Source organism: Pseudomonas paracarnis (assembly GCF_904063055.1).
GTDB lineage: Bacteria > Pseudomonadota > Gammaproteobacteria > Pseudomonadales > Pseudomonadaceae > Aquipseudomonas > Aquipseudomonas paracarnis.
On sequence record NZ_CAJFCN010000003.1, the window covers coordinates 373,765 to 399,300 of the forward strand.

General features: G+C 61.0%; 21 protein-coding genes and 1 pseudogene. 20 read left to right on the top strand and 2 right to left on the bottom strand.

Annotated features, from left to right (window positions below; all coding sequences use genetic code 11):
- Positions 1-15: 15 nt before the first annotated feature.
- The 13 genes and pseudogenes from JMV15_RS28295 to JMV15_RS08930 all read left to right on the top strand — a co-directional run.
- Positions 16-253 (top strand): annotated as a pseudogene (locus tag JMV15_RS28295) (integrase); the annotation flags it as partial.
- Between the two features lie 613 nt (positions 254-866).
- Positions 867-1,595, top strand: a complete 729-nt coding sequence (locus JMV15_RS08875; RefSeq protein ID WP_019820103.1) for an AraC family transcriptional regulator — start codon at positions 867-869, stop codon at positions 1,593-1,595.
- 182 nt (positions 1,596-1,777) lie between these two features.
- The gene (locus JMV15_RS08880; RefSeq protein WP_074059141.1) at positions 1,778-2,842 is read left to right on the top strand and encodes an SDR family oxidoreductase; all 1,065 of its coding nucleotides are present in this window, start codon (positions 1,778-1,780) and stop codon (positions 2,840-2,842) included.
- The gene (locus tag JMV15_RS08885; protein ID WP_019820106.1) at positions 2,839-4,098 is read left to right on the top strand and encodes an aspartate aminotransferase family protein; all 1,260 of its coding nucleotides are present in this window, start codon (positions 2,839-2,841) and stop codon (positions 4,096-4,098) included. Before JMV15_RS08880 ends, JMV15_RS08885 begins: the two co-directional genes overlap by 4 nt.
- Positions 4,099-4,113: 15 nt before the next feature.
- Positions 4,114-4,557 (top strand): type II toxin-antitoxin system RatA family toxin, encoded by a 444-nt coding sequence (locus JMV15_RS08890; protein WP_019820107.1) that lies wholly within the window; start codon positions 4,114-4,116, stop codon positions 4,555-4,557.
- A gap of 3 nt (positions 4,558-4,560) precedes the next feature.
- Positions 4,561-5,703, top strand: a complete 1,143-nt coding sequence (locus JMV15_RS08895; RefSeq protein WP_014718384.1) for an acyl-CoA dehydrogenase family protein — start codon at positions 4,561-4,563, stop codon at positions 5,701-5,703.
- Positions 5,700-6,527 (top strand): SDR family NAD(P)-dependent oxidoreductase, encoded by an 828-nt coding sequence (locus JMV15_RS08900; RefSeq protein ID WP_014718383.1) that lies wholly within the window; start codon positions 5,700-5,702, stop codon positions 6,525-6,527. The genes JMV15_RS08895 and JMV15_RS08900 overlap by 4 nt, the downstream gene beginning before the upstream one ends.
- A 10-nt stretch (positions 6,528-6,537) precedes the next feature.
- A complete protein-coding gene (locus JMV15_RS08905; protein WP_014718382.1) occupies positions 6,538-7,497 on the top strand; it encodes a fatty acid desaturase family protein in 960 nt (319 codons plus the stop codon).
- 46 nt (positions 7,498-7,543) lie between these two features.
- Positions 7,544-8,359, top strand: coding sequence for a DUF3050 domain-containing protein (locus JMV15_RS08910; protein WP_103451302.1), 816 nt, complete (start codon positions 7,544-7,546; stop codon positions 8,357-8,359).
- 29 nt (positions 8,360-8,388) lie between these two features.
- Positions 8,389-9,456, top strand: coding sequence for an HlyD family secretion protein (locus tag JMV15_RS08915; RefSeq protein ID WP_014718380.1), 1,068 nt, complete (start codon positions 8,389-8,391; stop codon positions 9,454-9,456).
- Positions 9,453-10,970: a DHA2 family efflux MFS transporter permease subunit gene (locus tag JMV15_RS08920; RefSeq protein ID WP_060766467.1), complete on the top strand. Its 1,518-nt coding sequence runs from the start codon at positions 9,453-9,455 to the stop codon at positions 10,968-10,970. The genes JMV15_RS08915 and JMV15_RS08920 overlap by 4 nt, the downstream gene beginning before the upstream one ends.
- A gap of 22 nt (positions 10,971-10,992) precedes the next feature.
- Complete coding sequence (locus tag JMV15_RS08925) at positions 10,993-12,336, top strand: TolC family outer membrane protein (RefSeq protein ID WP_014718378.1); 1,344 nt, start codon at positions 10,993-10,995, stop codon at positions 12,334-12,336.
- 87 nt (positions 12,337-12,423) lie between these two features.
- Positions 12,424-13,320, top strand: a complete 897-nt coding sequence (locus JMV15_RS08930; RefSeq protein WP_019820111.1) for a LysR substrate-binding domain-containing protein — start codon at positions 12,424-12,426, stop codon at positions 13,318-13,320.
- Between the two features lie 2 nt (positions 13,321-13,322).
- Here JMV15_RS08930 and JMV15_RS08935 read toward each other — a convergent pair whose 3' ends face one another.
- Positions 13,323-13,778, bottom strand: coding sequence for a hypothetical protein (locus tag JMV15_RS08935; protein WP_019820112.1), 456 nt, complete (start codon positions 13,776-13,778; stop codon positions 13,323-13,325).
- A gap of 388 nt (positions 13,779-14,166) precedes the next feature.
- On the opposite strand from JMV15_RS08935, the gene mexE reads away from it, so the two are divergent.
- From mexE to JMV15_RS08950, 3 genes are read left to right on the top strand one after another with little or no spacing between them, the layout of a single operon-like run.
- Entirely contained in the window at positions 14,167-15,408 is a 1,242-nt protein-coding gene (gene mexE / locus JMV15_RS08940; protein WP_019820113.1) for a multidrug efflux RND transporter periplasmic adaptor subunit MexE, read from the top strand.
- A gap of 15 nt (positions 15,409-15,423) precedes the next feature.
- Positions 15,424-18,603 (top strand): efflux RND transporter permease subunit, encoded by a 3,180-nt coding sequence (locus JMV15_RS08945; protein ID WP_003191086.1) that lies wholly within the window; start codon positions 15,424-15,426, stop codon positions 18,601-18,603.
- Complete coding sequence (locus tag JMV15_RS08950) at positions 18,600-20,015, top strand: efflux transporter outer membrane subunit (RefSeq protein WP_014718375.1); 1,416 nt, start codon at positions 18,600-18,602, stop codon at positions 20,013-20,015. The genes JMV15_RS08945 and JMV15_RS08950 overlap by 4 nt, the downstream gene beginning before the upstream one ends.
- Before the next feature lie 85 nt (positions 20,016-20,100).
- Here JMV15_RS08950 and JMV15_RS08955 read toward each other — a convergent pair whose 3' ends face one another.
- A complete protein-coding gene (locus tag JMV15_RS08955; protein ID WP_014718374.1) occupies positions 20,101-21,117 on the bottom strand; it encodes an AraC family transcriptional regulator in 1,017 nt (338 codons plus the stop codon).
- 168 nt (positions 21,118-21,285) lie between these two features.
- On the opposite strand from JMV15_RS08955, the gene efeU reads away from it, so the two are divergent.
- From efeU to efeO (JMV15_RS08975), 4 genes are read left to right on the top strand one after another with little or no spacing between them, the layout of a single operon-like run.
- On the top strand, positions 21,286-22,131 hold the full coding sequence (efeU, locus tag JMV15_RS08960; RefSeq protein ID WP_201491352.1) for an iron uptake transporter permease EfeU: 846 nt from the start codon (positions 21,286-21,288) through the stop codon (positions 22,129-22,131).
- Between the two features lie 10 nt (positions 22,132-22,141).
- Positions 22,142-23,344 carry an iron uptake system protein EfeO gene (gene efeO / locus JMV15_RS08965; protein WP_201491353.1) on the top strand — a complete coding sequence of 401 codons (1,203 nt, stop codon included), beginning with the start codon at positions 22,142-22,144 and terminating at the stop codon, positions 23,342-23,344.
- Between the two features lie 14 nt (positions 23,345-23,358).
- Positions 23,359-24,663: an iron uptake transporter deferrochelatase/peroxidase subunit gene (gene efeB / locus JMV15_RS08970; protein WP_201491354.1), complete on the top strand. Its 1,305-nt coding sequence runs from the start codon at positions 23,359-23,361 to the stop codon at positions 24,661-24,663.
- Positions 24,664-24,688: 25 nt separating this feature from the next.
- Positions 24,689-25,504, top strand: a complete 816-nt coding sequence (gene efeO, locus JMV15_RS08975; RefSeq protein WP_014718370.1) for an iron uptake system protein EfeO — start codon at positions 24,689-24,691, stop codon at positions 25,502-25,504.
- Positions 25,505-25,536: the final 32 nt, after the last annotated feature.

Consider the following 25,536-nt stretch of genomic DNA (forward strand, 5'->3'; position numbering starts at 1 on the left):
ATTGCGCAGTCAGTAGGCAAAGGCTGGGTGTTCGTCTCTCCGGTCTATCCGGGACGTCCCATAAACCCGACCTCTATGCTCAAGTCTTTTCAGCGCATCTGGCCGGAGTACAACATGACGGCCCATGGCTTTCGTGCCCTACAGGACCATTGCACACGAGCATTTGGGTATAGATCCTATCGTGCTTGAACTGTCTTTATCCCACCGAATGCCGGCTGCGCTCGGAGCAGTGTACGCACGGGCTCAATTGCTCTTGACGGTGTACTTGTTTATTACGGGGTTCAAACACGAAAAGAAGAACGGTGGATACCGGCTATACCCACCACCAGCCCCCACACGTCAGGGCAATGACCGCGCCTACTCCCAGCAGCCACCAGAACAGGGTGCGCTTACGCACTTGTGCACCCGCAGGTACGCATTCAGGAGGGCCCTCAGGGAGCGGTTCAATTGGCACAATCACCACGGGCAAGTTGCCTCGGTTGAAGGGCTCTATACCGGCAAGCCCCATGCAGCGAAAGCCAACGTGGAGGGAATCGTAATCAGCAGGTCGAAGCAGGCTCTGACAGCCCGTGAGGGTGAAGAAAAACAAAAGAAGGCAGGCCTGGTTTTAACATGGCGTCCGTGCGTCCTTGCGGTAAAAACAGGCATTATGCCGGCGATTGATCCCATGCCCAATTCGCAGCTCCCCCAGGTCAAAGCGTTTTTGCAGAGCAAAGCGGGCTCCTTTGGCGACCCGATAGCCTCTAAGCGTCGAAAGTCCGGCATGCGTGCGGCGTTATGCCGGTAACCCACGCTTGAATCCAGACCTGCACAGGCCTACCCTGCACGCGTCGAACAATCACCCAACACGTCAAGGAAGACTTCAAATGTGGGATGGCAGCGTTACTTTTGGCGACTCATGGGCCGGTTACATTGGCCGTGCGGATCAAAACACTGCTCACTCCCATGTCGCCATCCAACTGTGCATCGGCGTAGGCCAACCCGCCACCCTGGAGCTGCCGGGAAAGGTGATCCGTGCGGCAGGCGTGATCATCGGTCCCAACGTCGAACACCGTGCCGTGGCCGAAAGTCATCCGGTGGCATTTTTGTATGTCAGCCCGGACACGGCGTTGGGCCGTGCGCTCAATGCGTTGCTGCAAGACGATGGCATCGCCCTGGCCAGTGACGAACTGCTGGAGTGTTTTCGCCGTAGCACGTCCCTGTCGCACTTTGTCGACGCCCTCTCGCGGCTGCTGGCAATTACCCCGCCGATCGACCACAGGCTCTACAAAGCGCTGAATATTTTGCGCCTTGACCGCGACGGCCCTGGTTGCGTCAGTCGCGCAGCCCAAGCGGTGGGGTTGTCCAGCCCGCGCTTGCGCTGCGTCGCCACCCACCAGATGGGTGTTTCCCTCTCCCAATGGATCATCTGGAACAAATTGGAGCGCGCCTCCAAATCCCTCGCCGGTGGGTCGACGTTGTCGGACGCCGCTGCCGACGGCGGCTTCTCCGACCAGGCGCATCTGGCTCGCATGATGCGCCGCATGATTGGCATGACGCCGCGCACCGCCGCCGAGGTTTTGCGTAAGACAAGCGTTTCGTTCAAGACGCGCTGATATCAAAACGCCAATATCAATCGCATCTTATTCGCGACCACGTTAAGCGCTGAGCACCGGCTCCCAGAGCACCTCAGCGCCACCGAAAGTGAATAGAAGAGTGTTCGCCCGGGGCACCTGTGCCTGCGATTCGGCGAAACGCACCATGAATTCTTTCGATGAATCCGCAGGATGCGCCCTACATGTCAGCACAGCAAAAATTAACCGTCCTTCTCACTGGAGGCTCAGGGGTGCTCGGTGAGTCACTGATCGACTGCCTGGCAGAGGACTTTCACTTGGTCTGCCTGGCGCGCAAAAGCCGTATCCGCGATCCCCGAGTGGAAGTGCTCAAGGGTGATATTTGCAGCGCTGACCTGGGCCTGGCCAGCGACGTTTATGCGGCGCTGGTTGAGCGTGTCGACTGGGTGATCCACGCCGCGGCGGTGACGCGCTTGGACGGTGATATCGACCAGATCTTTTCGGTGAACTACCTCGGCACCGAAAACGTCGTGGCCTTTGTGCAGCACGCCAAGGTGCCGCTGTATCACATCAGCACCGCCTTTACTCACCCCTGCGACTATTACGAAGGCGTACAAGCAGAAACGCCTTACGAAGTCGCCAAGCGTCAGGCCGAAACCCTGGTACGCTCGGCCGGCATCGACGTGTCGATCTTTCGTCCGTCCATCATCATCGGCGACGCCAGCACCGGGCATATGCCCAACTTCCAGGGTTTCCATATGACCATGGGGCTGATGATGTCTGGCGTGCTGCCCATCGTGCCCTGCCCGCCTGCTGGCTATGTCGACCTGATCGCCCGTGACGTCGCGGCGCGAGCGATCGCCAACGCGCTGCACCAGCGTTTGATCGGCGACGATTATTTTCTCACCAGCGGCCCGCAGGCCCTGGATCTGACGGGTCTGCTGGACCTGATGTGCCAGTCCATGGACACCCAGAAACGACCCTTCACACGGCCACGCTGCATGGCGCCGGACATTTATGAACGGTTGATCCGCCCGGTATTTCTACCGGCGCTGAGCGGCAATATCCAGGCCGCCCTGACCCGTGCCACCCAGTTGTGCCGCTATGCCTGCCTGCGCACGCCACTGCCCACTTCATTGCCGCAGTTACTCGGCGAGCCGGCATTCAGCCAACGCGATGTCAGCCGTGAGTTGCTGCTCTCGCTCAACCACCTGGCGCCCAAGCTGGGGGCTCTGACGCGCATGCTCAAGCAGCCGGTGACAACGCCCACAGAAGCGAGCGTGGCATGAACCACACTGTTATCGAACCTACTCTCGACGCCGCACAGGTCGACCAATACCTACGCCAGCACGTCAACTCAGGCTACGCACGCCTCGCGTCGCTGATGAACCTGCCAATCGAGCAGTCCAGCCGTGGCGTCTACATCTACGACGAGCAAGGCCGCCAATACCTGGATGCAGGCGGCTATGGCGTGTTTTTCCTCGGGCACGGCCACCCGGTCGTCGTGGAAGCGGTTACTCGGCAACTGCAGCAAAACGCTTTGGCCAGCAAGTTGTTGCTCAACCCACAACAGGCCTTTGCTGCCCACGCTCTGGCGGCACTGTGCCCGGGTGACCTTGACTATGTGTTCTTTTGCAACTCGGGCGCCGAGGCCACCGAAGCCGGCTTGAAACTCGCCCGCCTCAACGGTTGCCGCCGCACGCTGTCGACGCTCGGAGGCTTCCACGGCAAGACCCTCGGCGCCCTTGCGGTCACTGGCCGCGAGAGCTACCGAGAGCCTTTCAGCGGGTTGCTCAGCAACAGCGAGTTCGTGCCGTTTGGCGACAGCGTCGCGCTGGAGCAGCAACTGCGCGCATCGCCGGATAAGGCTTGTGTGATCCTCGAACCGATCCAGGCCGAAGCGGGGGTGATCCTGCCGCCATCCGGCTACCTCAGGCGCGTGCGCCAACTGTGCGATCAATATGGCGCCGTGCTGATTATCGACGAAATCCAGTCTGGCCTGGGTCGCACCGGCTATTGGTGGGGCTGCGATCAGGAACAGGTGGTGCCCGACATCATGCTGGTGGGTAAAAGCCTGTCCGGCGGCTGCGTACCGGTGAGCGCCATGGTGGCCCGCGCCGAGATCTACGCGCCGTTCAATCGCAACCCTACGGTCCATACCTCGACCTTCGGCGCCAACCCGCTGGCCATGGCGGCTGTGCAGGCCACGCTGCAAGTGATGGTGCAAGAAGACCTGGTCACGCGTGCCCGCCTGCTCGGCCAGGACCTGCACGCCCGCTTCAGCGCGCTGTTGCAGCAACAGGACTTGGCCGAACGCGTGCAACTGCGCAGCGCGGGCTTGCTGCTGGGCTTTGAATTCGCCGAGGCCTCAATCGCCGCCAACATGGTCATGGCGCTGATCGAGCAACGCATCATTGTGTGCCACTCGCTCAATGACCACCGGGTGCTAAGGCTCACGCCGTCGCCACTGCTGACGGCCCAGGATTGCAACTGGCTGATCGAAGGCTTCGCCCAGGCGCTGACCACTTCGATGCCATCCCTTTAAATGGAGTTTTCCCCCATGCAAGAAGTCAACGTGCAGGCCCATATCCCCCATGCCTGCGCTGATGAAGTATTTGCGGTGATCAGCGATTTCAGCAACTACGTCGAGCTCTGCGAATCGGTGCGCAATATCAGCATCAACAAGGTCAGCGACCAGGTGTCGTTCACGTCCTGGGAGGTCAACTTCCACAGCGGCATTCTCAAGTGGCAGGAGCGTGACACCTTCAATGCCGACACCCGAGAGATTCATTTCGAGCAGATGGCCGGCGACGTCGATCACTTCTCCGGCACCTGGCACGTCTTGCCGGATGGCAAAGACGCGATCATCACCTTCAAATCACGCTTCGACCTGGGCCTGCCGATGCTCGCGGACATGCTCGACCCTGTGGCTAAACAAGCTATCCGGGACAACATCCACTCGATCATCACCGGCCTGTTTCCGGCGAGCTACTTGAAGGCCTGAACCATGTCACTGTCGTTACTCAATCGCTCACGCGATTTGCTTGAACGCTACGCCCCGGGTTTTGACGAGCGTTTGGCGGCCATTCCGAGTGCCCAGCGCGAAGCGCCACAGAGCGAGGTCATCGCCCTGTTCAAGCAACATGGCCCGGTAGGTCTGCTGGTCAACCGTGAAGCCGGCGGGCTGGGCGCGAACATCCTTGACGCAGTGCATGTGCAGATCGCCCTGGGCGCCCGCTCGCCCTCGCTGGCGGTGGCCAGCACCATGCACCAGTTTTCCGTGGCGAGCCTATTGGCACTCACGCAAAACGGCGGCGGCGCCGAAGGCCTGTTGCTGGCCGCCGTCGCGCAAAACCGCTTGCTGCTGTCTTCGGGGTTTGCCGAGGGCACCTCCGGAGCGGGCATTCTCGACTCGGCCATGCAGGCAGTGCACACCCCAGACGGGGTGTTACTCAGCGGCAGCAAGAAGCCCTGCTGCCTTGGGCAGTCGATGGACTTGCTCACCGCCAGCTATATCCGCCAAACCCCTGGTGGCGAAGAGCTGATGGTCGCATTGATTCCGGCCACTGCAGCGGGCATCAGCCGTAATCCTTTCTGGCAGAACAGCGCCCTGGCCGGCGCAGAAAGCATCGAAGTACGCCTCAACGAAGTGCTGGTGCCCGAGCGCATGGTGTTTTCCGCCGGTTACACGCACCAACTGGGAGACGTGCAAACCGTGGGTTTCATCTGGTTCGAACTGTTGATCTGCGCATCTTATGTGGGTGCCTGCGCCAGCCTGATCGAGTCGGTCACAGACGCCGCTCGCTGGACCGCGCATCACCGCGTGGACCTGGCAGCCGACCTGCAATTGGCGATCAGTGCCCTGGAAGGCGCGGCCCTGGATATCGAGCGTAACCCACAGGACTTGCCTAACGTGTTGGCCCGTCTGCTGCTGGTGCGTTATGGCATCGAGCAACGGCTTGCCCAGCTCTCCGACCAGGCCCACGCCATGTTGGGCGGGATGGCGTTCATCACCAGCAACCTGAGTTCCAACGGACTGATGGCCTGCCGCGGCTTGCAATTTCATCCACCGGCCAGGATCTCGATGGCGACCAACCTTGACACCTACCTGTCCGCATCAACCTTCAGCATGACCGGAGCGCACTCATGAACCTGCTCGGAAAAACCATTGTTATCACCGGTACCGCGCGCGGCCTGGGTTTCGCCGCGGCCAGCAAGCTCAAGCGACTGGGCGCCACCGTGATTGGCCTCGATATCCTCGCACCGCAAGACAGCGGCCTGCTGGACGCGTTTTATCAAGTCGACCTGTGTGACCGCCACGCCGTGGCCAACGTGATCAGCGCTATCAGCACCGATTTCGGCGACATCGACATTCTGGTCAATAACGCCGGCACCCTGACACTGGAACGCGGCGAAACCGGGGTCACCGATGAGGTGACCCGCGCAGTGGACGTCAACCTGTTCGCGCCTTGGCAACTGACTTCGGGGTTCCTGCCGGGGCTACTGCGAAAGCGCGGCAAAGTGGTCAACGTGTCCTCATTGTTCGCGCTGGTGAATGCGCCCTACGTGGCCGCCTATGCTGCGAGCAAACGGGCGCTGAGCGCTTATTCGGATGTGCTGCGCATGCAGTATCGCGGGGAGCTTGACGTGGTCACGGTGTACCCGGGGTTCATCGACACGGCGATCCACTTGCCCGCGCAGCGTGTGGGCCTGTCGGTCAAACGCCTGGTGACCTTCAAGTGGGGTGACAAGACCCTGCTGTCCCTGGAAGAAAAACTGGATGCCGCCGCGAACGGCCTGGTGCGCGCCTGCCAGAAAAATGGCCTGCGCAACCGGGGGCTGACGTTCATGGGCACGCTGGCCATGTACACCGCGCGCAGCGTGCCGAGCGTGGTCGATGCCTTTATCGCCATGCGCCTGCGTACGCTCACGCGTGGCGGTCATCTGGTGCTCAACCCTGAACTGATCGAGTAAGCCCTCGCCAATGGCCAGCCATTTACACCCCAAGCCCCAGGTCCGTCTCGACCGTGCCTTGTTCAAGGCCCGATCGAGGGAATCCTTGCTGATCATCGCCTACACCTTGAGCCTGTACCTGCTGCCACTCGCGCTGTTTGTGTGGGTGGCCAACACAGCCTCCACCCTGTGGACGCTGGTGTGTTTGCCATTGGTGGTATTGGCGGGATATGGGTTATTTCTGCAAGCGATCCTTGGGCATGAAGGCTTCCACTTCAACCTGAGCGCGAACCCCATGCGCAGTTGCTACCTGGGCATTGCTACCAGTTCGCTGCTGCCGGGGTTCTGTGTGACCGGTTACTTCGTCGACCATTGGCAACACCACCGGTACAGCAACAGCGCGAAAGACCCGGACTACCAGCTCTTTTCGCGTTATCACACACTGGCGAGCCGCATCACCCTGTCGCGCTTGATTGCCACCCTGCGTTATCTGCAGACCACCTGGCGCCTGGCGTTCGGGCCATTGGTCAATCCTTCGGCGCTGCCGTTGAGTTCGGCGCAAGTGCAATGGCTGGCCCGCTGCAATATCGCCTGCCAGGTTGTATGGCTCAGCCTGTATGGGCTGGCTATCTGGCTAGTCGACGGCCTGTTGTTGGGGTTTTCCTTGAGCCTGGCGGTGGCGTTCCTGCTGTCGGCGGTCAACGCTTATCAGGAACATGCTTTCGACACAGGCCATCTGTTGCCGCCAGCGCGTTCACGCACTTCGCGTCTCAACACCTGGCTGCACGCGGGCTCGAACTTTCACCTGGAACATCATTTTTACCCCGCGGTGCCTTGCTGGCGACTGCCCAAGGTACACCGTCAACTGCTGGAAGCGGGATGGTACGAAAGCCGGCAATACCTGCTGGAAAAGCACTTTGTGCGCTCCTTCCGGTACGCCACCGGTCGCCATCCTTATCGTACAAACACGGTAAACGACACACACCCTTAATTTCCGATGGATTTTGGGCCTGACCCTTCAGGCCGCAGGAGCACGCATGCCTTTTGATATCGACAGCCACATTGAAACCGAGCGCGAACAGCTGTTCAGTCACCCACTGTTCGGCAGTATCCGCAGCGTAGAAGATGTACGCACCCTGATGGAGTTTCACGTGTTCGCCGTCTGGGACTTCATGACCTTGCTCAAGCGTATCCAGCGCGACCTCACGTGCGTGGAGTTGCCCTGGGTACCGCCGGTCCACATCACCGCCGCGCGCCTGATCAACGAAATCGTGGTGGGTGAAGAGACCGACGAGCACCCCGCGGGCGGTTTTATCAGCCACCTGGACCTGTACCTCGCCGCCATGGATGAAATCGGCGCCGACAGCAGCGTATTCCGCTGCTTCCTGGCCGCCATCCAGGCCAAGGTGCCTCTGGCTAAGGCGCTCAACGACGCGCAGATTCCGACGGCCGCCAAAGTGTTCATGTGCCAGACCCTCGATGTTGCACAACACGGCAGCACCGAAGCGGTCCTGGCGTACTTCTTCTTCGGGCGTGAAGACATTATCCCCGACATGTTTGGTCGCCTGCTGTCGCAATGGTCGGTCAGTGAACGCGATGTACCGATGCTCACGTATTACTTGAAGCGCCACATCGAGATGGATGGTGACGATCACGGCCCGGCGGCCAAACGCATCATCGCCGAAATCGTCACCAGCCCCGCGCAACACCTGCACATGGTCGAGAGTGCGAAAACCGCAATCAACTCACGGATTGACCTGTGGAATGGCGTGCATCAGTTCCTGCTGGACAAGGCTCAGCCGACGGTGAGCCGTCCTGCGCGGGAGGTCCACACCGTTTCTGAGCCTGCTTGACCTCAACGCGCATCGACAGGGAGTACCACATGACCAAAGGCAAGTTGATAAAACTGACGCTGTGCGGCGTCGTGGTCGGCGGGTTGCTGATACTGGGCTGGCAGCGCTGGCAGTATTCCAGCACCTACGTGAGTACCGACAACGCCGAGCTCGACGGGGTGATCATCCCGGTACGAGCCAAGCTTTCGGGCGTGGTGATCAGTGTGCCGGTGGTGGACAACGTCAGGGTACAAAGCGGCGACCTGCTGTTTCAGATCCGCGACAGCGAGTACCGCTATCAGTTGCAGCAGCGCGAAGCACAGTGGCAAGCATTGCTCGCCGCCGCCGGGCGCGCAGGCGTGCCCGGCGCGCTGGACAGTCAGGTGCTCGGCGCGGTGGCCATGCGCGAGGCCGCGCAGGCGGCCCTGGCTCAAGCAAGCGCCAACCTTGAGCAAGCGCGCAACGACTACCAGCGTGCCCGTCGCCTCGGCGCCCAAGGCGTGCTGAGCACCCAGGACCTGGAAGTGGCCAAGGCGCGTTTCGACGCCCTCAGCCACGCCCAGGGAGTGGCGCGCAGCAACGCCCAGGCCGCCGCTCAAAGTACCTTGGCCAACAAAGCCGAACTCAAGGTGCAGGACTATCGGATCGCGGCCGCGCAAGCTGAGCTGGAACAATCCAGGATCCAGCTCAACGACACCCGCCAGACCGCGCCGATGCGCAGCATTGTCTCGAAAAAAGAGGTGGAACCCGGCCAGTTTGTGGTCGCTGGCCAAAAGCTCATGAGCCTGATCGCCACCGACGCACTGTGGATTACCGCCAACTTCAAGGAGACCCAGGTGGGCCGCGTGCGCGTGGGCCAGACTGCCCGCGTCACCGTGGACGCCTTCCCCGGGCACGCCTTCGACGGCGTCGTCGAAAGCCTGGCACCGGCTACCGGAGCCAAGTTCTCATTGCTGCCCCAGGAGAATGCCACGGGCAACTTCACCAAGGTGGTGCAGCGCGTGCAGGTGCGCATCGCGCTCCACGATGTGCCGGATGACTACAAGCCGCTGTTGAGCCCGGGCATGAGCGCGTTTGTCGAAGTGGCCGCACCTGACGACGCCGGCCACACGCTATGAAGTCGCCTTATCTGATTGCGCTGACCGTCACGCTGGTGTCGATGATGGAGCTGCTCGATGTCACCATCGTCAACGTAGCGATTCCCAGCCTGATGGGCACCTACGGGGCGTCGGTGGATGAAATCTCCTGGGTCTCCACCGGTTATGTGGTGGCCAACGTGGTGATTCTGCCGGTCAGTGGCTGGCTGTCGGCGTGGTTCGGCCGGCGGACTTATTACCTGGTCTCTACCGCGCTGTTCGTGCTGGCATCGTTGGGTTGCGCGATGTCTGCCGAACTTTGGCAACTGGTCGCGTTCCGGGTGCTGCAAGGCCTGGCGGGCGGCGGGTTGCTGGGGATTTCCCAGGCAATCATCTACGACGTGTTCCCCAAGGAAAAGGTCAGCAGCGGCATGGCGCTTTACGGCGTGGGCGTGATGATGGGGCCCACCTTGGGTCCGACCGTCGGCGGCTACCTGATCGACACGTTGTCGTGGCATTGGATCTTCCTGATCAACTTGCCGATCGGTGCCGTGGCCTTGTTGTTGTGCTGGCTGTGCATCAACGACTCGCCCAACGAACAAAAACCTTCCAGTGTCGACTACAGCGGCTTTTGTTTGCTGGCGCTGGGCGTGGGCAGCCTGCAGATCCTGCTGGAGCGCGGCGAGCACTGGGACTGGATGGCGTCCAACTGGACCGTGGCCTGCCTGTTGCTCAGCAGCTTCAGCCTGGTGGGTTTCTTCTGGTGGGAGCGGCGTGTGGCCAACCCGATCGTCAACGTCGCGCTGTTCCAGAACCGCGAATTCCTGATGGGGTGCATCTGCGCGTTCTGCGTGGGCTTCGGGCTGTACAGCACGTTGTTCATGGTGCCGCTGTTCTTGCAGACCCTGCTGGCGCAGAGCGCTTACCAGAGCGGGTTGGTGATTTTCCCCGGGGCGGTGGCCAGCGCCATCAGCACCTTGGTGATCGGCAAGCTGTCCCAGGAAAACAAGATCGACGAGCGTGTGTTCGTCACCCTGGGCATTGTCATGTACTGCTATGCGATGTTCCTGCACACCCAGTTCACTCTCGACAGTAACCCCGACTCGCTGTACTGGCCGTTGGTGATCCGCGGCCTGGGGCTGGGCATGATCTTCGTGCCGCTGACCAACCTGGCGATGCGTCGCCTGCCGCTGACATTGATCTCCGGCGCCTCAGGCGTACTCAACCTGATGCGCCAGTTGGGGGGCAGCGTGGGCATCGCCATCGCAGCCACCTTGCTCACACGGTTCTCCTGGGAACGCTATCGCCTGCTCTCCGAGCATGTCACCGAATCGAGCCTGGTGGCCAGTGGTTGGGGAGGTGTGGAAACCGACCCGTTGTTTCTTTCCCTGGGCTTGGCGAGCCATCAACAAGCCCTGGCCCTGATGCCTTACCTGCAAGCGCGCGAACAAGGGCAAATGCTGGCGTTCAGCATGCTGTTCGGCACCTTGGGAGCGGTGATGGCCATCGGGATTCCCATGGTGCTGATGATGCGCAAAAGCCACATCAGTCGATAAATCTTTCAGTGGAGCACACCCCTTGCGTATTCCAGGCCTGCATCTGAACACCACCCCGCTGCTCATGCCGCTGTATTGGCTGGCACTCGCCTGCGCGCCCACTCAGGTGTTGGCAGATGACTTGTACCAGCTGTACCAGAAGGCGTTGACCCACGACATGCAGTTCGCCGCCGCCCAGGCCCAGCAATTGGCCACGGCAGAAAAGGAACCGCAAAGCCGTGCCAACCTGCTACCGGACCTGTCTGTCACCGGCGGCGCGGCCTGGGTCGATGCCGAGGATTCCTCCGACTATCATCGCAATCGCAATAACACCAACGCCTACGCCGTGGTCCTCACACAGCCGCTGCTGCGTTGGCAGAATGTGATCGCACACGACCAAAGCAAACTGTTGATCAGCGCCAGTGAACTGCACACCGAACAGGCGCGCCAAGCGCTGATGCTGCGCGTCGCCCGCGCTTATTTCGACGTACTGCTCAATCAGGAACTGTTGAACACCCGCACGCAACAGCTACAAACCTTGCGCGAGAGCCAGACGCGCAGCCAGCGACTGCTGGCCGACGGCGCCACCACCGCTAATGCGCTCGCCCAGGTGCAGGCCAAGTACGACCAGGCATTCGCCGAACAGGTGGCCGCCCGTGGCGCACTGGACATTGCCAACGAAACGCTCACCCAATTAACTGCCGCACAGGCAGGCCCGTGGTCAGGCAAAGAGCCGCAGTTCAGTGCCCCGGTGCCCGCTGCCATCGATGATTGGGCCACGACCGCGCAACAAGGCAACCTTGCCGTACAGGCGGCGCAGATTGCCCAGCGCCTGGCCGAAATGGACATCGACAAGGAACGGGCCGGCCATTTGCCGACCCTGGATCTGATCGCCGCCCATGGCCGCTTCGCCTCTGTCGGCGGTGATGTCTACGATGTGACGTTGCCGGAAAACCGCTATAACCAGACCGTGGTCGGGGTCAAACTGAGCGTTCCTCTCTACAGCGGTGGCCGCACCAGCAGTCGCGTGCGCGAAGCCCATGCACTGCAAAGCAAGGCGGCGGACGAAGTCGAAGATGCACGTCGCAACGCCGGGCTGAAGGCGCGCCAGGCTTACCTGCAAGTCACCAACGGCATGAGCCAATACCAGGCACTCAAGCAGGCCTTGAACTCTAGCCAGATCAACCTTGCCGCCGTGACCCACGGCTTCGAAGCCGGTTCCCGCATCAACACCGACGTGCTGGATGCCCAACAAAAAGTCACCGATACCCAGCAACGCCTGGCCCAACAACGTTATGCGATCCTGATGGCCCAGTTGCACCTGTTGGCATCCACCGGCAACCTGAGCGACGCGCGCCTGCGGGATATCAGTCATACGCTGAACTGACGCACTGATCAGTAGTACGCTGACATTCGCTCAACGTGAGGGCTGATTTGGATTAAGCTTGGGCATCTCAAAAATGGAACACTGCCCATGTTCGACCTCAACGAACTCTTCCTCTACGCCAAGGTGGTCGAGCACGGCGGGTTTGCGGCGGCGGGTCGAGCGTTGAACCTGCCCAAATCGACCTTGAGCCGCAGGGTCAGCCAGCTTGAAGCCAGGCTGGGGGCACGGCTGATACAGCGTTCGACGCGCCAATTCCAGGTGACCGATATCGGCCATGCCTATTACCGCCATTGCGTGGCGATGATTGCCGAAGCCGAGTCAGCAGAAGATGTGATTGCCTTCAACAAATCAGAGCCGCGGGGCGTGATCCGCTTGAGCTGCACCACCGCATTGCTCAACTACTGGGTGGCGCCGATGCTCGCCCAATTCATGGCGCAATGCGCCAGCGTCGAACTGAACGTGAAGAGCTTCAACCGCAAGGTCGACATCATCAGCGAAGGCTATGACATGGCCTTGAACCTGTGTTTCCCACCGCTGGAAAGCAGTGAGCTGGTCATGAAGGTACTGGCTAAAAGTCCTCAGGTACTGGTGGCGAGCGCGACTTTTTTGCAGGACGCTCCCCTGCCCTCGCTACCGGCTGACCTTGCCGGGCTGGCGACTATCCATTGGGGCAACCCGTTGCTTCAATACCTGTGGGACCTGACCGGGCCGGACGGCGCGACGGCCCAGGTCGCGCACACGCCGCGCCTGGTCAGTGATGACATGTCGACCCTGAAAAATGCAGCACTGGCGGGCGTGGGCATCGCCAACCTGCCCCAAGTCGTCGTGAAAGACGAGTTGGCCGATGGCCGCCTGATTGCCGTATTGCCTGAATGGCAACCCGCTGAAGGCGTGATCACCGCCGTGTTCCCCTCCAGGCGCGGGCTGATGCCGTCGGTGCGGTCCTTGATCGACTTTCTGGGCGATGCGTTCGAGGCGCCGTGATCTTAACTAGCCGCCGTTGCATGAACCAAAGCTAGGCCGGCTACATCATAGACCACACTGTCATATTCAAATGCCAGGTAAAATTGAGCCTGGATGGTATCTTTGTCACCGTCCTTGAATCTTTTTATATTCAATTTCCCACTGTCCGCCTTGATGAGCGACGGTAAAGCAAAAGTAGCATTAACACCTGCCTCATCCCTGCTTACGTCATGCTCGCCATCTTTTATAGGTGGCGGCATCTTGAAGGTGAGCAGCTCAAATCGCCCCGTCTCCTCTTCATTAAGGCTCCCACGAAGAATAAGAACGCCATCGTCCGACTCATAATAGCGGAACTCTAATGCCCTCCAAAATTCCTCTACCATAGGAAAGGGAGGAGCAAACATGAAGTTAAAATAATCAGCGCCGACCTTTGAATTCTTCGCTGCGCCAGAAGACTCGCTGGGTTTAGTGTTATTCATGGCTCAATTCCTTGAACTGATTGATTAATCTACGCTCGGCATTTCGAGAGCCCTCCGGGCATGAATATCAGCCTACGCAAACGCCATTAATCAAACTACTGTCAGACTTCTCAGTTGACATCTGCGCCATGTGATGCGCATTAGCTTCTGGCCGAATCAGCGACACCACTGCCCATCGATACCTACTCGGGCTGCATCCATGCATTCGCTGCAACAGTCTTTTGTCATCAATCACATTGATAGCTCCCTAACAAAAGCCCCATGCTAGAGGGCTGCCTCCGCGCTTATATCATTCCGAATGATAGTTACCTTTGCTTCATTCGATTCGTGACCTAGCACCTCCCCGCGCATGATCCGCCCATCTCAAATACATTGGCGGATGCACCTCATGGAACAGTCACTCAAACTTTTGCGCTTCCCCTTGGCGATCTTGGCCGTGGTGGTGATGAGCGCGTGCGGCAAGTCTCCCGAACAAGCGGCCGCCATGCCCCCAGCCAAGGTCAGCGTGGCCAAGGTGCTGGAACAGCCGGTCAACGAGTGGGACGAGTTCACCGGGCGCCTTGAAGCGCCGGAAACCGTGCAGATACGTCCGCGGGTGTCCGGCCAGATTGACCAAGTCGCTTTTACTGAAGGCGCTTTGGTCAAGAAAGGCGACCTGCTGTTCCAGATCGACCCGCGCCCGTTCCAGGCCGAAGTGCGCCGCCTGGAGGCTCAACTGGCTCAGACCAAAGCCGCCGCCACCCGCAGCGAAAACGAAGCGCAACGTGGCGAACGCCTGCGTCAGAGCAACGCGATCTCCGCTGAACTGGCCGACTCGCGCACCACCGCCGCTCAGGAAGCCCGCGCCGCCATGGCCGGGATCCAGGCGCAGTTGGACCTGGCACGCCTGAACTTGAGCTTTACCCGTGTCACTTCGCCTATCAGTGGCCGCGTCAGCCGTGCCGAAATCACCGCCGGCAACCTGGTGACCGCCGATACCACCGCGCTGACCAGCGTGGTCTCCACCGACAAGGTTTACGCCTACTTCGACGCCGATGAGCGTGTATTCCTCAAGTACACCGAACTGGCCCGTGAAGGCCGGCGTGGCGCCACCACCCCGGTGTATCTGGGCCTGTCCAACGAAACCGGCAACCCGCACCTGGGCCAGATGAACTTCGTCGACAACCAGGTCAACCCGGCCACCGGCACCATCCGTGGCCGCGCGGTGTTCGACAACAGCAAGGGCGAATACACCCCTGGCCTGTATGCGCGTTTGAAGCTGGTCGGCAGCGGTACCTATTCGGCGGTATTGATTAACGACGAAGCCGTCGGTACTGACCTGGGCAAAAAATTCGTGCTGGTGATGGACGGCGACAAGCCGGCTTATCGCGCGGTGGAACTGGGGCCGAAAATCGAAGGCTTGCGCATCGTGCGCAGCGGCCTGACCAAGGATGACACCGTGATCGTCAAGGGCCTGCAACGCGTGCGCCCTGGCTCGCCGGTCGCACCGGAAACCATTCCGATGGCCAGCAAGGAAACCCTCGCCGCCTTGGCCCAACAACGACAAGCGCTTGAAGCCAGCAACCTGGAGCAAGTGGCGCCGGAAAAACCCGCGCCCAAGCTCGCAAGCGTCGCGACTCCACGCGGTTAAGGGATACGACTCAAGATGAATTTTTCCAAGTTCTTCATTTCACGGCCGATCTTCGCAGCGGTGCTGTCGCTGTTGATCCTGATTGCCGGTGCAATCTCGCTGTTCCAACTGCCGATCAGCGAATACCCGGAAGTGGTACCGCCGACCGTGGTGGTGCGCGCCAACTTCCCGGGCGCCAACCCCAAAGTCATCGGTGAAACCGTGGCCGCGCCGTTGGAGCAAGCCATCACTGGCGTTGAGAACATGCTGTACATGTCCTCGCAATCTACCGCCGACGGCAAGCTGACCCTGACCATCACCTTCGCCCTGGGCACCGACCTGGACAACGCGCAGGTGCAGGTGCAAAACCGTGTGACGCGTACCCAGCCCAAGCTGCCGGAGGAAGTGACACGCATCGGTATTACCGTGGACAAGGCCTCTCCCGACCTGACCATGGTGGTGCACTTGACCTCCCCGGATCAGCGTTATGACATGCTGTACCTGTCCAACTACGCGATCCTCAATATCAAGGATGAACTGGCCCGCCTGGGCGGCGTCGGTGACGTGCAGTTGTTCGGCATGGGCGACTACTCCCTGCGCGTCTGGCTGGACCCGAACAAAACCGCTTCGCGCAACCTGACCGCCACCGATGTGGTCACGGCGATCCGCGAGCAGAACCGCCAGGTGGCAGCCGGTGCCCTGGGCGCCCAGCCTGCGCCGAGTGACACCAGCTTCCAGTTGTCGGTCAATACCCAGGGCCGCCTGGTCACTGAAGAAGAGTTCGAGAACATCGTGATTCGCGCCGGCGCCAACGGTGAAATCACGCGCCTCAAGGACATCGCCAGGGTCGAACTGGGCTCCAGCCAATACGCGCTGCGCTCGCTGATCGATAACCAGCCGGCCGTTGCGATTCCGATTTTCCAGCGTCCCGGCTCCAATGCCATCGACATCTCCAACGATGTGCGCAGCAAGATGGCCGAGCTGAAAAAGAGCTTTCCGGCGGGCATGGATTATCGCATCGCCTATGACCCGACCATCTTTGTACGCGGCTCCATCGAAGCGGTGGTGCATACCCTGTTTGAAGCACTGATCCTTGTGGTGCTGGTGGTGATCCTGTTCCTGCAGACCTGGCGCGCCTCGATCATCCCGTTGGTGGCGGTGCCGGTTTCATTGATCGGTACCTTTGCGGTGATGCACCTGTTCGGGTTCTCACTCAATGCCCTGTCATTGTTTGGCCTGGTGCTGGCGATCGGTATTGTGGTGGACGACGCCATCGTGGTGGTGGAAAACGTCGAGCGTAATATCGAGTTGGGGCTTGAGCCGTTCCCGGCGACCGAAAAAGCCATGAGTGAAGTGACCGGCCCCATCATCGCCACGGCGCTGGTGCTGTGTGCGGTGTTCATTCCGGCCGCCTTTATCAGTGGCTTGACCGGGCAGTTCTACAAGCAGTTCGCCTTGACCATCGCGATCTCAACCGTGATCTCGGCGTTCAACTCCCTGACCCTGTCCCCTGCCCTGGCCGCTGTGCTGCTGCGCGGCCACGACGCGCCAAAGGACCGTTTCTCCAAGTTCCTCGACAAGGTCTTCGGGGGCTGGCTGTTCCGTCCCTTCAACCGCTTTTTCGAAAAGGCCAGCCATGGCTATGTAGGCACCGTGCGCCGAGTGATTCGCGGCAGCGGTATCGCCTTGTTCGTCTACGCAGGTTTGATGGTGCTGACGTTCTTCGGGTTTGCCCACACGCCGACCGGTTTCGTACCGGCCCAGGACAAGCAATACCTGGTGGCCTTCGCCCAACTGCCCGACGCCGCAAGCCTGGACCGCACCGAAAACGTGATGAAGCGCATGTCGGAGATCGCCCTGAAACAACCCGGCGTGGAAGCTGCGATTGCCTTCCCGGGCCTGTCGATCAACGGGTTCACCAACAGCCCGAACAGCGGCATCGTGTTCGTGACCTTGAAGCCGTTCGATGAGCGTAAAGACCCGAGCATGTCCGCCGGTGCGATTGCCGGTGCACTGAACGGCCAATACGCCAATATCGAAGAGGCCTACATGGCGATCTTCCCGCCGCCGCCGGTACAAGGCCTGGGCACCATCGGGGGCTTCCGCCTGCAGATCGAAGACCGTGGCAACCTCGGCTATGACGAGCTGTATAAAGAAGTGCAGAACGTGATTGCCAAGAGTCACAGCGTGCCTGAACTGTTCGGCCTGTTCACCAGCTACACGGTGAACGTGCCGCAAGTGGACGCGGCCATCGACCGCGAAAAGGCCAAGACTCACGGCGTGGCGATCAGCGACATCTTCGACACCCTGCAGGTCTACCTGGGTTCGTTGTATGCCAACGACTTCAACCGTTTCGGGCGTACCTATCAGGTCAACGTGCAGGCCGAGCAGCAGTTCCGCCAGGACTCCGACCAGATCGGCCAATTGAAAGTGCGCAATAACAGAGGCGAGATGATCCCGCTGGCGACCTTTATCAAGGTCAGCGACACCTCGGGCCCGGACCGTGTGATGCACTACAACGGCTTCATCACCGCCGAAATCAACGGCAACGCCGCGCCGGGCTACAGCTCTGGCCAGGCCCAGGCCGCGATTGAAAAGCTGCTCAAAGATGAACTGCCCAACGGCATGACCTACGAGTGGACCGACCTGACCTATCAGCAAATCCTCTCGGGCAATACCGCACTGTTCGTATTCCCGCTCTGCGTACTGCTGGCGTTCCTGGTGCTCGCCGCCCAATACGAAAGCTGGAGCCTGCCGCTGGCGGTGATCCTGATCGTACCGATGACACTGCTGTCGGCCATTACCGGGGTGATCATCTCGGGCGGCGACAACAACATCTTCACCCAGATCGGCCTGATCGTACTGGTGGGCCTGGCGTGCAAGAACGCGATTCTGATCGTCGAGTTCGCCAAGGATAAACAGCAGGAAGGCCTCGACCCGCTCGCCGCAGTACTGGAAGCCTGCCGCCTGCGTCTGCGGCCGATCCTGATGACCTCGTTCGCGTTCATCATGGGTGTGGTGCCGTTGGTGCTCTCCAGCGGTGCCGGCGCCGAGATGCGCCATGCCATGGGCGTGGCGGTGTTCTCCGGGATGATCGGTGTGACCTTCTTCGGTCTGTTGCTGACACCAGTGTTCTACGTACTGATCCGTCGCTATGTCGAGCGCAGTGAAGCGCGCAAAGCGGCCAAGGCCTTGAAGCTGGAGACACAGCAATGAGTGTGAAAGTATTCCTGCCGAGCCTGTTGGTGCTGGCGCTCGCCGCCTGTGCCGTAGGCCCGGACTACAAGACCCAGCCACTGGAGGCGGCCAATATCACGGCCGCCGCCGACAGCAAAAGCTACGACCATGCCAAGTACGAAGGCATCTGGTGGCAGCAGTTCGAAGACCCCACGCTCAACCAGCTGGTAACCCAGTCGCTGAGCGGCAACCGTGATTTGCGCGTAGCCTTTGCCCGCCTGCGGGCGGCACGGGCTATCCGTGATGACGCGGCCAACGACATCATGCCGGTGGTCACCTCTCGCGCCAGCAGCGATGTGGGCAAGGGCCAGATTCCCGGGCAGACCACCAAGCGTGTCAACAGCGAGCGCTACGACCTGGGCCTGGACATGGCCTGGGAAGTGGATTTATTCGGGCGCATCCGCCGCAACCTGGAAGCCAGCGACGCCGACCAACAGGTGGCCGAAGCCGACCTGTACCAACTGCAAGTCACCATGATTGCCGAACTGGTGGATGCCTACGGTCAACTGCGTGGAGCGCAACTGCGTGAACGCATTGCCCTGGACAACCTGAAGAACCAGCAGGAATCGCGCACCATCACCGTCAGCCTGCGTGATGCCGGCGTCGGTGATCAGCTCGACGTGGAACGTGCCGACGCGCGCCTGGCAGCAGTTGAAGCCAGCGTGCCGCAACTGCAGGCCGAACAAGTGCGCGAGCGCAACCGCATCGCCACCCTCCTCGGCCAGCGCCCCGACAAACTGAGCGTGGACCTGAGCCCGAAAGACCTGCCAGCGATTGCCAAGGCGCTGCCGATTGGCGACCCGGGGCAACTGCTGCAACGACGCCCGGACATCCTCAGCGCCGAACGCAAACTGGCCGCCGCCACCGCACGTATCGGCGTGGCCAAGGCCGACCTGTTCCCACGGGTGAGCCTCAGCGGTTTCCTCGGGTTCACCGCCGGGCGCGGTTCGCAGATCGGCTCCGCCGCGGCGAATGCCTGGTCCCTGGGCCCGAGCATCACGTGGGCCGCGTTTGACCTGGGCAGCGTGCGTGCGCGTCTGCGTGGCGCGAATGCCGAAGCCGATGGCGCGTTGGCGACCTATGAACAGCAAGTGTTGCTGGCATTGGAAGAGTCCGAGAACGCCTTCAGCGATTACGGCAAGCGCCAGCAACGCCTGGTCTCGCTGATCCGCCAAAGCGAATCCAGCCGCGCCGCCGCCGACCTCGCGGCGATCCGCTATCGCGAAGGCACCGTGGACTTCCTGGTACTGCTCGACGCCCAGCGCGAACGCCTGGCCGCCGAAGACGCCCAGGCCCAGGCCGAAGTGGATCTGTATCGCGGCATCGTGGCGATCTACAAGGCCTTGGGTGGTGGCTGGCAGCCGGATACGGTGGTCGCCAGCAACCGGTGAGGTAAGAGCTCCTTTGGTTGGTCGCATCCAGCCAATTTTTAGCCCTGCGGTCCATTCGGTCGCGGGGCTTTTTTTCGTGTGGGATTTAGCTGGCCTCACCCAGAATCAGGCTACGGTAATGCCCCGGATTCGATCCCACCCACTTACGAAAGGCCTTGTAGAACGAACTCGCATCGGCAAACCCCAGCCGCGTGGCGATCTCGGCAAAACTGATCTGCGGCTCGGCCAACCACACAATCGCCAGTTCCTTGCGCACGCTGTCCTTGAGGCCCTGATAGGTCTGCCCCTCTTCCGCCAAGCGACGGCGTAGTGTGGACGCAGAAATACACAACCTGGCGGCAAGCCCCTCGGTTTCCGGCCAGGTGTCGGGGGGCATCTGCCGCAAGTCGTGCTTGATGCGCGTGGCGAGGCTTTCCGGGTCGCGGTATTTCACCAGGATGTTAGCCGGTGCATGAGCCAGGAAACGTTGGAGCTCCTGCGGGCTGCGCTTGATCGGCAGGTCCAGGCAGTCGGCAGAAAAAATCATGCGGGTGCGTGGCCGATCAAAGCGCAGGTTGTCAGAAAACATCACCTGATAATCGTCACAGAAGTCCGGCTGCGCGCAACGCAACTCGATGGCGAGGATCGGAATGCGCCGCCCTGCCAGCCAGCAGGCGACGCCGTGGACGATCATCCAATAGGTGAAGTAGGTAAACGCACGCTTGGGTTCATGCTCAGGTTCGAGCAGGACGATCTCCGCCAGGCTCTGTTGACGCACCAGCTGGGCTGGCATGTGCTCCAGCATCAACGACAGAAACCCCAGGCCGGTTTCCAGGCCCGCTGCCAGGCTGGGTTGCGCCACGGCGGCGCGACACAGGAACGCCAAGCTGCCGGACTTGAGCTTGCGCGGGTCCATGCCAAAGAACTCATCGTCCCTGCGCCGCGCCAGCAAGCGCCACAGGCGTGCATAGGCCGTGGCCGCCACGCGAGCGTCGGGCTGCTCAAGCAACGCCGGATCAATCCCGACTTTGCTCAATGCCTCAACGGTGGCCGCTCCCGGCGCGCAACTCTGCAACAGCGCTTCGCGCACGAGGTGGATGGAGATGGTGTCTTTTTCCGACATGGGGCGTTGAGCTATCCGGCTGCGGTCTGATTGCCCCGCATCATAAAGGCGGTTGCGCTTCGCCACCACTGTTCAGCCCACGTTCAGCAAAGGTCAATATTTCTTGTTTAGCAATGAGTATCATTATGTTACAACTTAGCTCCCTAACTAGTTGCGCCCGGGTGCCCGATGCTCGTTCCTTTTTTAATCATGCTGCGCGAAGGCATTGAAGCGGCATTGATCGTTGGCATTATCGCCAGTTACCTGCAACAGACCGGGCGTGGCCAGTGGTTGCCTGCAGTGTGGATCGGCGTGTTCCTGGCGGCCGCGCTGGCGCTGCTGGTGGGCGGCGGCCTGGAATTGGTCAGTGCGGAGTTCCCACAAAAGCAGCAGGAATTGTTTGAAGGTGTCGTCGGCCTGGTCGCCGTGGGTATTCTCAGTTCCATGGTGTTCTGGATGCGCAAAGTGGCGCGCTCGATTAAACACTCGCTGCATGAATCTCTCGACCATGCGTTGGCCGGCTCCAGGCACCAGGTGTTTGCCCTGATCGCCATGGTGTTTTTTGCCGTGGCCCGCGAAGGACTGGAGACGGTGTTCTTCCTGTTGGCCGTGTTTCAGCAGAGTGAAGGCCCAGGCGCTCCGATAGGCGCCCTGCTCGGCCTGGTCCTGGCCATTGTCGTCGGCTTGCTGATTTATTCCGGCAGCATGCGCCTGAACCTCGGCGCGTTTTTCCGCTGGACCGGCCTATTCATCCTGGTGGTCGCGGCCGGCATTCTCGCCAACTCGGTGCAGGCCCTGCACGAGGCCGGCGTGTGGAACCACTGGCAGACCGTGCTGTTCGATTTCAGCGCTGCATTACCCATGGACAGCCCGCTCGGCTCGGTACTGGCCGGCATGTTCGGTTACCAGGAGGCGCCGACCGTCAGCACCCTGGGCGCCTATCTGATTTACCTGGTGGTGGCCCTGGTGATGTTCTTCCTGCCCTCGGCCCCTACCCAGCCCGTTGCCAATACCTCTTCCGTTTCCAGCCAGTAAGGACCGTCTCTTGTCCAACCCAACCCCTCAATCGGCCCCGCCATCCCGCGCCTTGCGCTGGGGCGTGGCCGGCTCGGTGGTGGTGATGATCGCCGCCGGTGGCCTGTTCTACTACGCCTCGCAATTGGCCGCGACCAAGCGCCAGACCAACCACAATGAAATCGCGGTCACGATTCACAGTCACGCCTGCGAGCCTAACGCTCTCACCGTGCCGGCCGGGCGCGCAAGCTTTCGTATCATCAACCGCTCCGACCGTGCGGTGGAGTGGGAAATCCTCGACGGCGTGCTGGTGGTCGAAGAACGGGAGAATATTGCCCCGGGCCTGAGCCAGGTGATCAATGCCAACCTGTTGCCCGGTGACTACGCCATTACCTGTGGCCTGTTGAGCAACCCGCGTGGCACCTTGCATGTTACGCCCACTGCAGAGTCTGACGCCCAGGCCAAGGCCAAGCCGTCGATGGTGGCCTTTATTGGCCCGTTGTCGGAGTTTCGCGTGTACCTGAGCGGCCAAGGCGGTGCGCTGGTCAAGGCCGTGACGGCCCTGCAACAGGCCATCGCCGCCGGTGATCTGGCCCAGGCACAGGCACTGTATGTGCCGGCCCGTGAGGCGTATCAGCGCCAGGCGCCGGCGTCCCAGCGCCTGGCCGAATTGGATAACGCGATCAACGCCCGCGCCGATTACTTTGAAAAGCGCGAGCAAGACCCCGCCTTCAGCGGCTTCCATCGCCTGGAATACAGCCTGTTCCAGCAACACAGCCTTGATGGCCTGGCGCCGGTCGCCCAACGCCTGGTTACCGACGTCGCCACGCTCAAGCAACAGTTACTGGCCCAGTCCCTGCCACCAGAGCAACTGGTGAGCATTGTGGTACGCAACCTCGACAGCCTGGCAGACGTTCGCGCGGCGAGCGGTGAAGAGGAACGCTACAGCCACATCGACTTGAACGGCTTTGCCGCCAATCTTGAGGTGGCCCGCAAAGTGGTCGACCTGATGCGCCCGTTACTGGGCAAGTCCGCCGCCGACCTGTTGCCCGCTATCGACAGCGCGCTCAACGCCTTCGACACCGAACTCGAGGGGCTCAAGGTGAATGACCGCTACCCAACCTACGACAAGGTTACAGCCGATCAGCGCAAGCAGATCGCCGATAAGGCCAAGGCACTGGCCGTTGCACTCGATGGAATCGACCCCGCCCTTGGCCTTTCCGGCCTGCAGTGAAGACGACCGCACACATGAGTGATACAGAACAGTTTGACCTCCAACGTCGCCGCGTCCTGTTGGGCATGGCGGCCACCGGCGCTGCGATTGCCGGCAGCAGCCTGAGCTGCCCGGCGATGGCGGCAGCGGCCGAGCAAGTCACCACGGCCCCGCGTAGCGACAAGACCCAGGACCACCAAGCGTTTTTCGGAAAGCACCAAAGCGGCATCGTCACCCCGCGCCCGGCCTGCGGCATGGTCGTGGCGTTCGATGTACTGGCCAGCGACCGCGAAGACCTGGAACGCCTGTTCCGCACCCTCAACGAGCGCATCGCGTTCCTGATGACCGGCGGCACCGTGCCCCAGGTCGACCCGAAATTGCCGCCTACCGATTCCGGCATCCTTGGCCCGGTGGTCACGCCGGATAACCTGACCATTACCGTATCGGTCGGCGAGTCGTTGTTCGACGAACGCTTCGGCCTCGCGGCGGCCAAACCCAAGCGCCTGAGCCGCATGGTCGGTTTTCCCAACGATGCGCTGGAACCGGCGCAGTGCCACGGCGACCTGAGCCTGCAGTTCAGCTCCAATACGCCAGACACCAATATCCACGCGCTGCGCGACATCGTCAAAAACCTGCCCGACCTGCTGCTGGTGCGCTGGAAGCAAGAAGGCAGCGTGCCGCCCCAGGCACCGACCAAACCCGGTGAGCCGGCGCAGAGTGCGCGCAATTTCCTGGGCTTTCGCGATGGCTCGGCCAACCCCAATTCCAACGATGACAAGGCCATGGACCAGATCGTCTGGGTACAGCCCACCAGCGACGAACCGGCCTGGGCCGCCCATGGCAGTTACCAGGCCGTGCGCATCATCCGTAACTTTGTCGAGCGCTGGGATCGCACCCCGCTGCAAGAACAGGAAAGCATCATCGGCCGCGTCAAACCCACCGGCGCGCCCATGGACGGCCAGCATGAAACCCAGGTCCCGGACTACAGCAAGGACCCTGAAGGCAAGTTGACCAAGCTCGATGCCCACATCCGCCTGGCCAACCCACGCACCCCGCAGACCCAGGCCAACCTGATCCTGCGGCGGCCGTTCAACTACTCCAACGGCGTCAACAAAAACGGTCAACTGGACATGGGCTTGTTGTTCATCTGCTACCAGGCTGACCTGGAGAAAGGCTTTATCAGCGTGCAAACCCGGCTCAACGGCGAGCCGCTGGAGGAGTACCTCAAGCCCGTGGGTGGCGGGTATTTTTTCACCTTGCCAGGGGTCACCGGCCCCAAGGATTTCATCGGGCGCACGCTGCTCGCGGCAACGCACTCTCAAAATCCTGCCAAGACCTAAAACACACCAGAGCGGAATGTCTCCCATGAAGAAGTCGTCTATCGCGTTGTTGTTACTCAGCCTTTCGCCACTGGCAAGCTTCGCCGCTACTGCGCCGTTGGACTTGGTGGGCCCGGTGTCGGATTACAAGATCTACGTCACCGAAGAAATCGGCGAACTGGTCACCCAGACCCAGGCGTTCACCGACGCTATCAATAAAGGCGACCTGGCCACGGCCAAGAAACTCTATGCGCCAACCCGCGTGCACTATGAGTCCATTGAGCCGATCGCCGAGCTGTTCAGCGACCTCGACGCGTCCATCGATTCGCGTGTCGACGACCATGAAAAAGGCGTGACGGCCGAAGACTTCACGGGCTTTCACCGGATCGAATACGCGCTGTTCTCGCAGAACTCGACCCAGGGCCTGCAAGCACTGACGGCCAAGCTCAACGCGGACGTGAATGACCTCAAGACCCGCGTCGACGGCCTGACCTTCCCGCCGGAAAAAGTCGTCGGTGGTGCCGCTGCGTTGCTTGAAGAAGTCGCGGCCACCAAGATCTCCGGTGAAGAAGACCGCTACAGCCACACCGACCTGTACGACTTCCAGGGCAACATCGACGGCGCGAAGAAAATCGTTGACCTGTTCCGTGGCCAGATCGGGCAGCAGGACCAGGCCTTCCTGGCAAAAGTCGACAAGAACTTTGCCAGCGTCGACAAGATCCTGGCCAAGTACAAAACCAAGGACGGCGGCTTCGAGACCTATGACAAGGTCAAGGACAACGACCGCAAGGCCCTGGTCGGCCCGGTCAACACCTTGGCCGAAGACCTCTCGACCCTGCGCGGCAAGCTGGGTTTGAACTAACTGCCGCGCACAAAAAAACACCCAGTCCCTGT

Coding starts and splice junctions, on each gene's coding strand:
- JMV15_RS08915 (WP_014718380.1), top strand. CDS start 8,389: ATGACCAAAGGCAAGTTGATAAAACTGACGCTGTGCGGCGTCGTGGTC.
- JMV15_RS08875 (WP_019820103.1), top strand. CDS start 867: ATGTGGGATGGCAGCGTTACTTTTGGCGACTCATGGGCCGGTTACATT.
- JMV15_RS08880 (WP_074059141.1), top strand. CDS start 1,778: ATGTCAGCACAGCAAAAATTAACCGTCCTTCTCACTGGAGGCTCAGGG.
- efeB (WP_201491354.1), top strand. CDS start 23,359: ATGAGTGATACAGAACAGTTTGACCTCCAACGTCGCCGCGTCCTGTTG.
- efeU (WP_201491352.1), top strand. CDS start 21,286: ATGCTCGTTCCTTTTTTAATCATGCTGCGCGAAGGCATTGAAGCGGCA.
- JMV15_RS08935 (WP_019820112.1), bottom strand. CDS start 13,778: ATGAATAACACTAAACCCAGCGAGTCTTCTGGCGCAGCGAAGAATTCA.
- JMV15_RS08900 (WP_014718383.1), top strand. CDS start 5,700: ATGAACCTGCTCGGAAAAACCATTGTTATCACCGGTACCGCGCGCGGC.
- efeO (WP_014718370.1), top strand. CDS start 24,689: ATGAAGAAGTCGTCTATCGCGTTGTTGTTACTCAGCCTTTCGCCACTG.
- JMV15_RS08910 (WP_103451302.1), top strand. CDS start 7,544: ATGCCTTTTGATATCGACAGCCACATTGAAACCGAGCGCGAACAGCTG.
- JMV15_RS08945 (WP_003191086.1), top strand. CDS start 15,424: ATGAATTTTTCCAAGTTCTTCATTTCACGGCCGATCTTCGCAGCGGTG.
- mexE (WP_019820113.1), top strand. CDS start 14,167: ATGGAACAGTCACTCAAACTTTTGCGCTTCCCCTTGGCGATCTTGGCC.
- JMV15_RS08920 (WP_060766467.1), top strand. CDS start 9,453: ATGAAGTCGCCTTATCTGATTGCGCTGACCGTCACGCTGGTGTCGATG.
- JMV15_RS08905 (WP_014718382.1), top strand. CDS start 6,538: ATGGCCAGCCATTTACACCCCAAGCCCCAGGTCCGTCTCGACCGTGCC.
- JMV15_RS08890 (WP_019820107.1), top strand. CDS start 4,114: ATGCAAGAAGTCAACGTGCAGGCCCATATCCCCCATGCCTGCGCTGAT.
- JMV15_RS08885 (WP_019820106.1), top strand. CDS start 2,839: ATGAACCACACTGTTATCGAACCTACTCTCGACGCCGCACAGGTCGAC.
- JMV15_RS08950 (WP_014718375.1), top strand. CDS start 18,600: ATGAGTGTGAAAGTATTCCTGCCGAGCCTGTTGGTGCTGGCGCTCGCC.
- JMV15_RS08930 (WP_019820111.1), top strand. CDS start 12,424: ATGTTCGACCTCAACGAACTCTTCCTCTACGCCAAGGTGGTCGAGCAC.
- JMV15_RS08955 (WP_014718374.1), bottom strand. CDS start 21,117: ATGTCGGAAAAAGACACCATCTCCATCCACCTCGTGCGCGAAGCGCTG.
- JMV15_RS08895 (WP_014718384.1), top strand. CDS start 4,561: ATGTCACTGTCGTTACTCAATCGCTCACGCGATTTGCTTGAACGCTAC.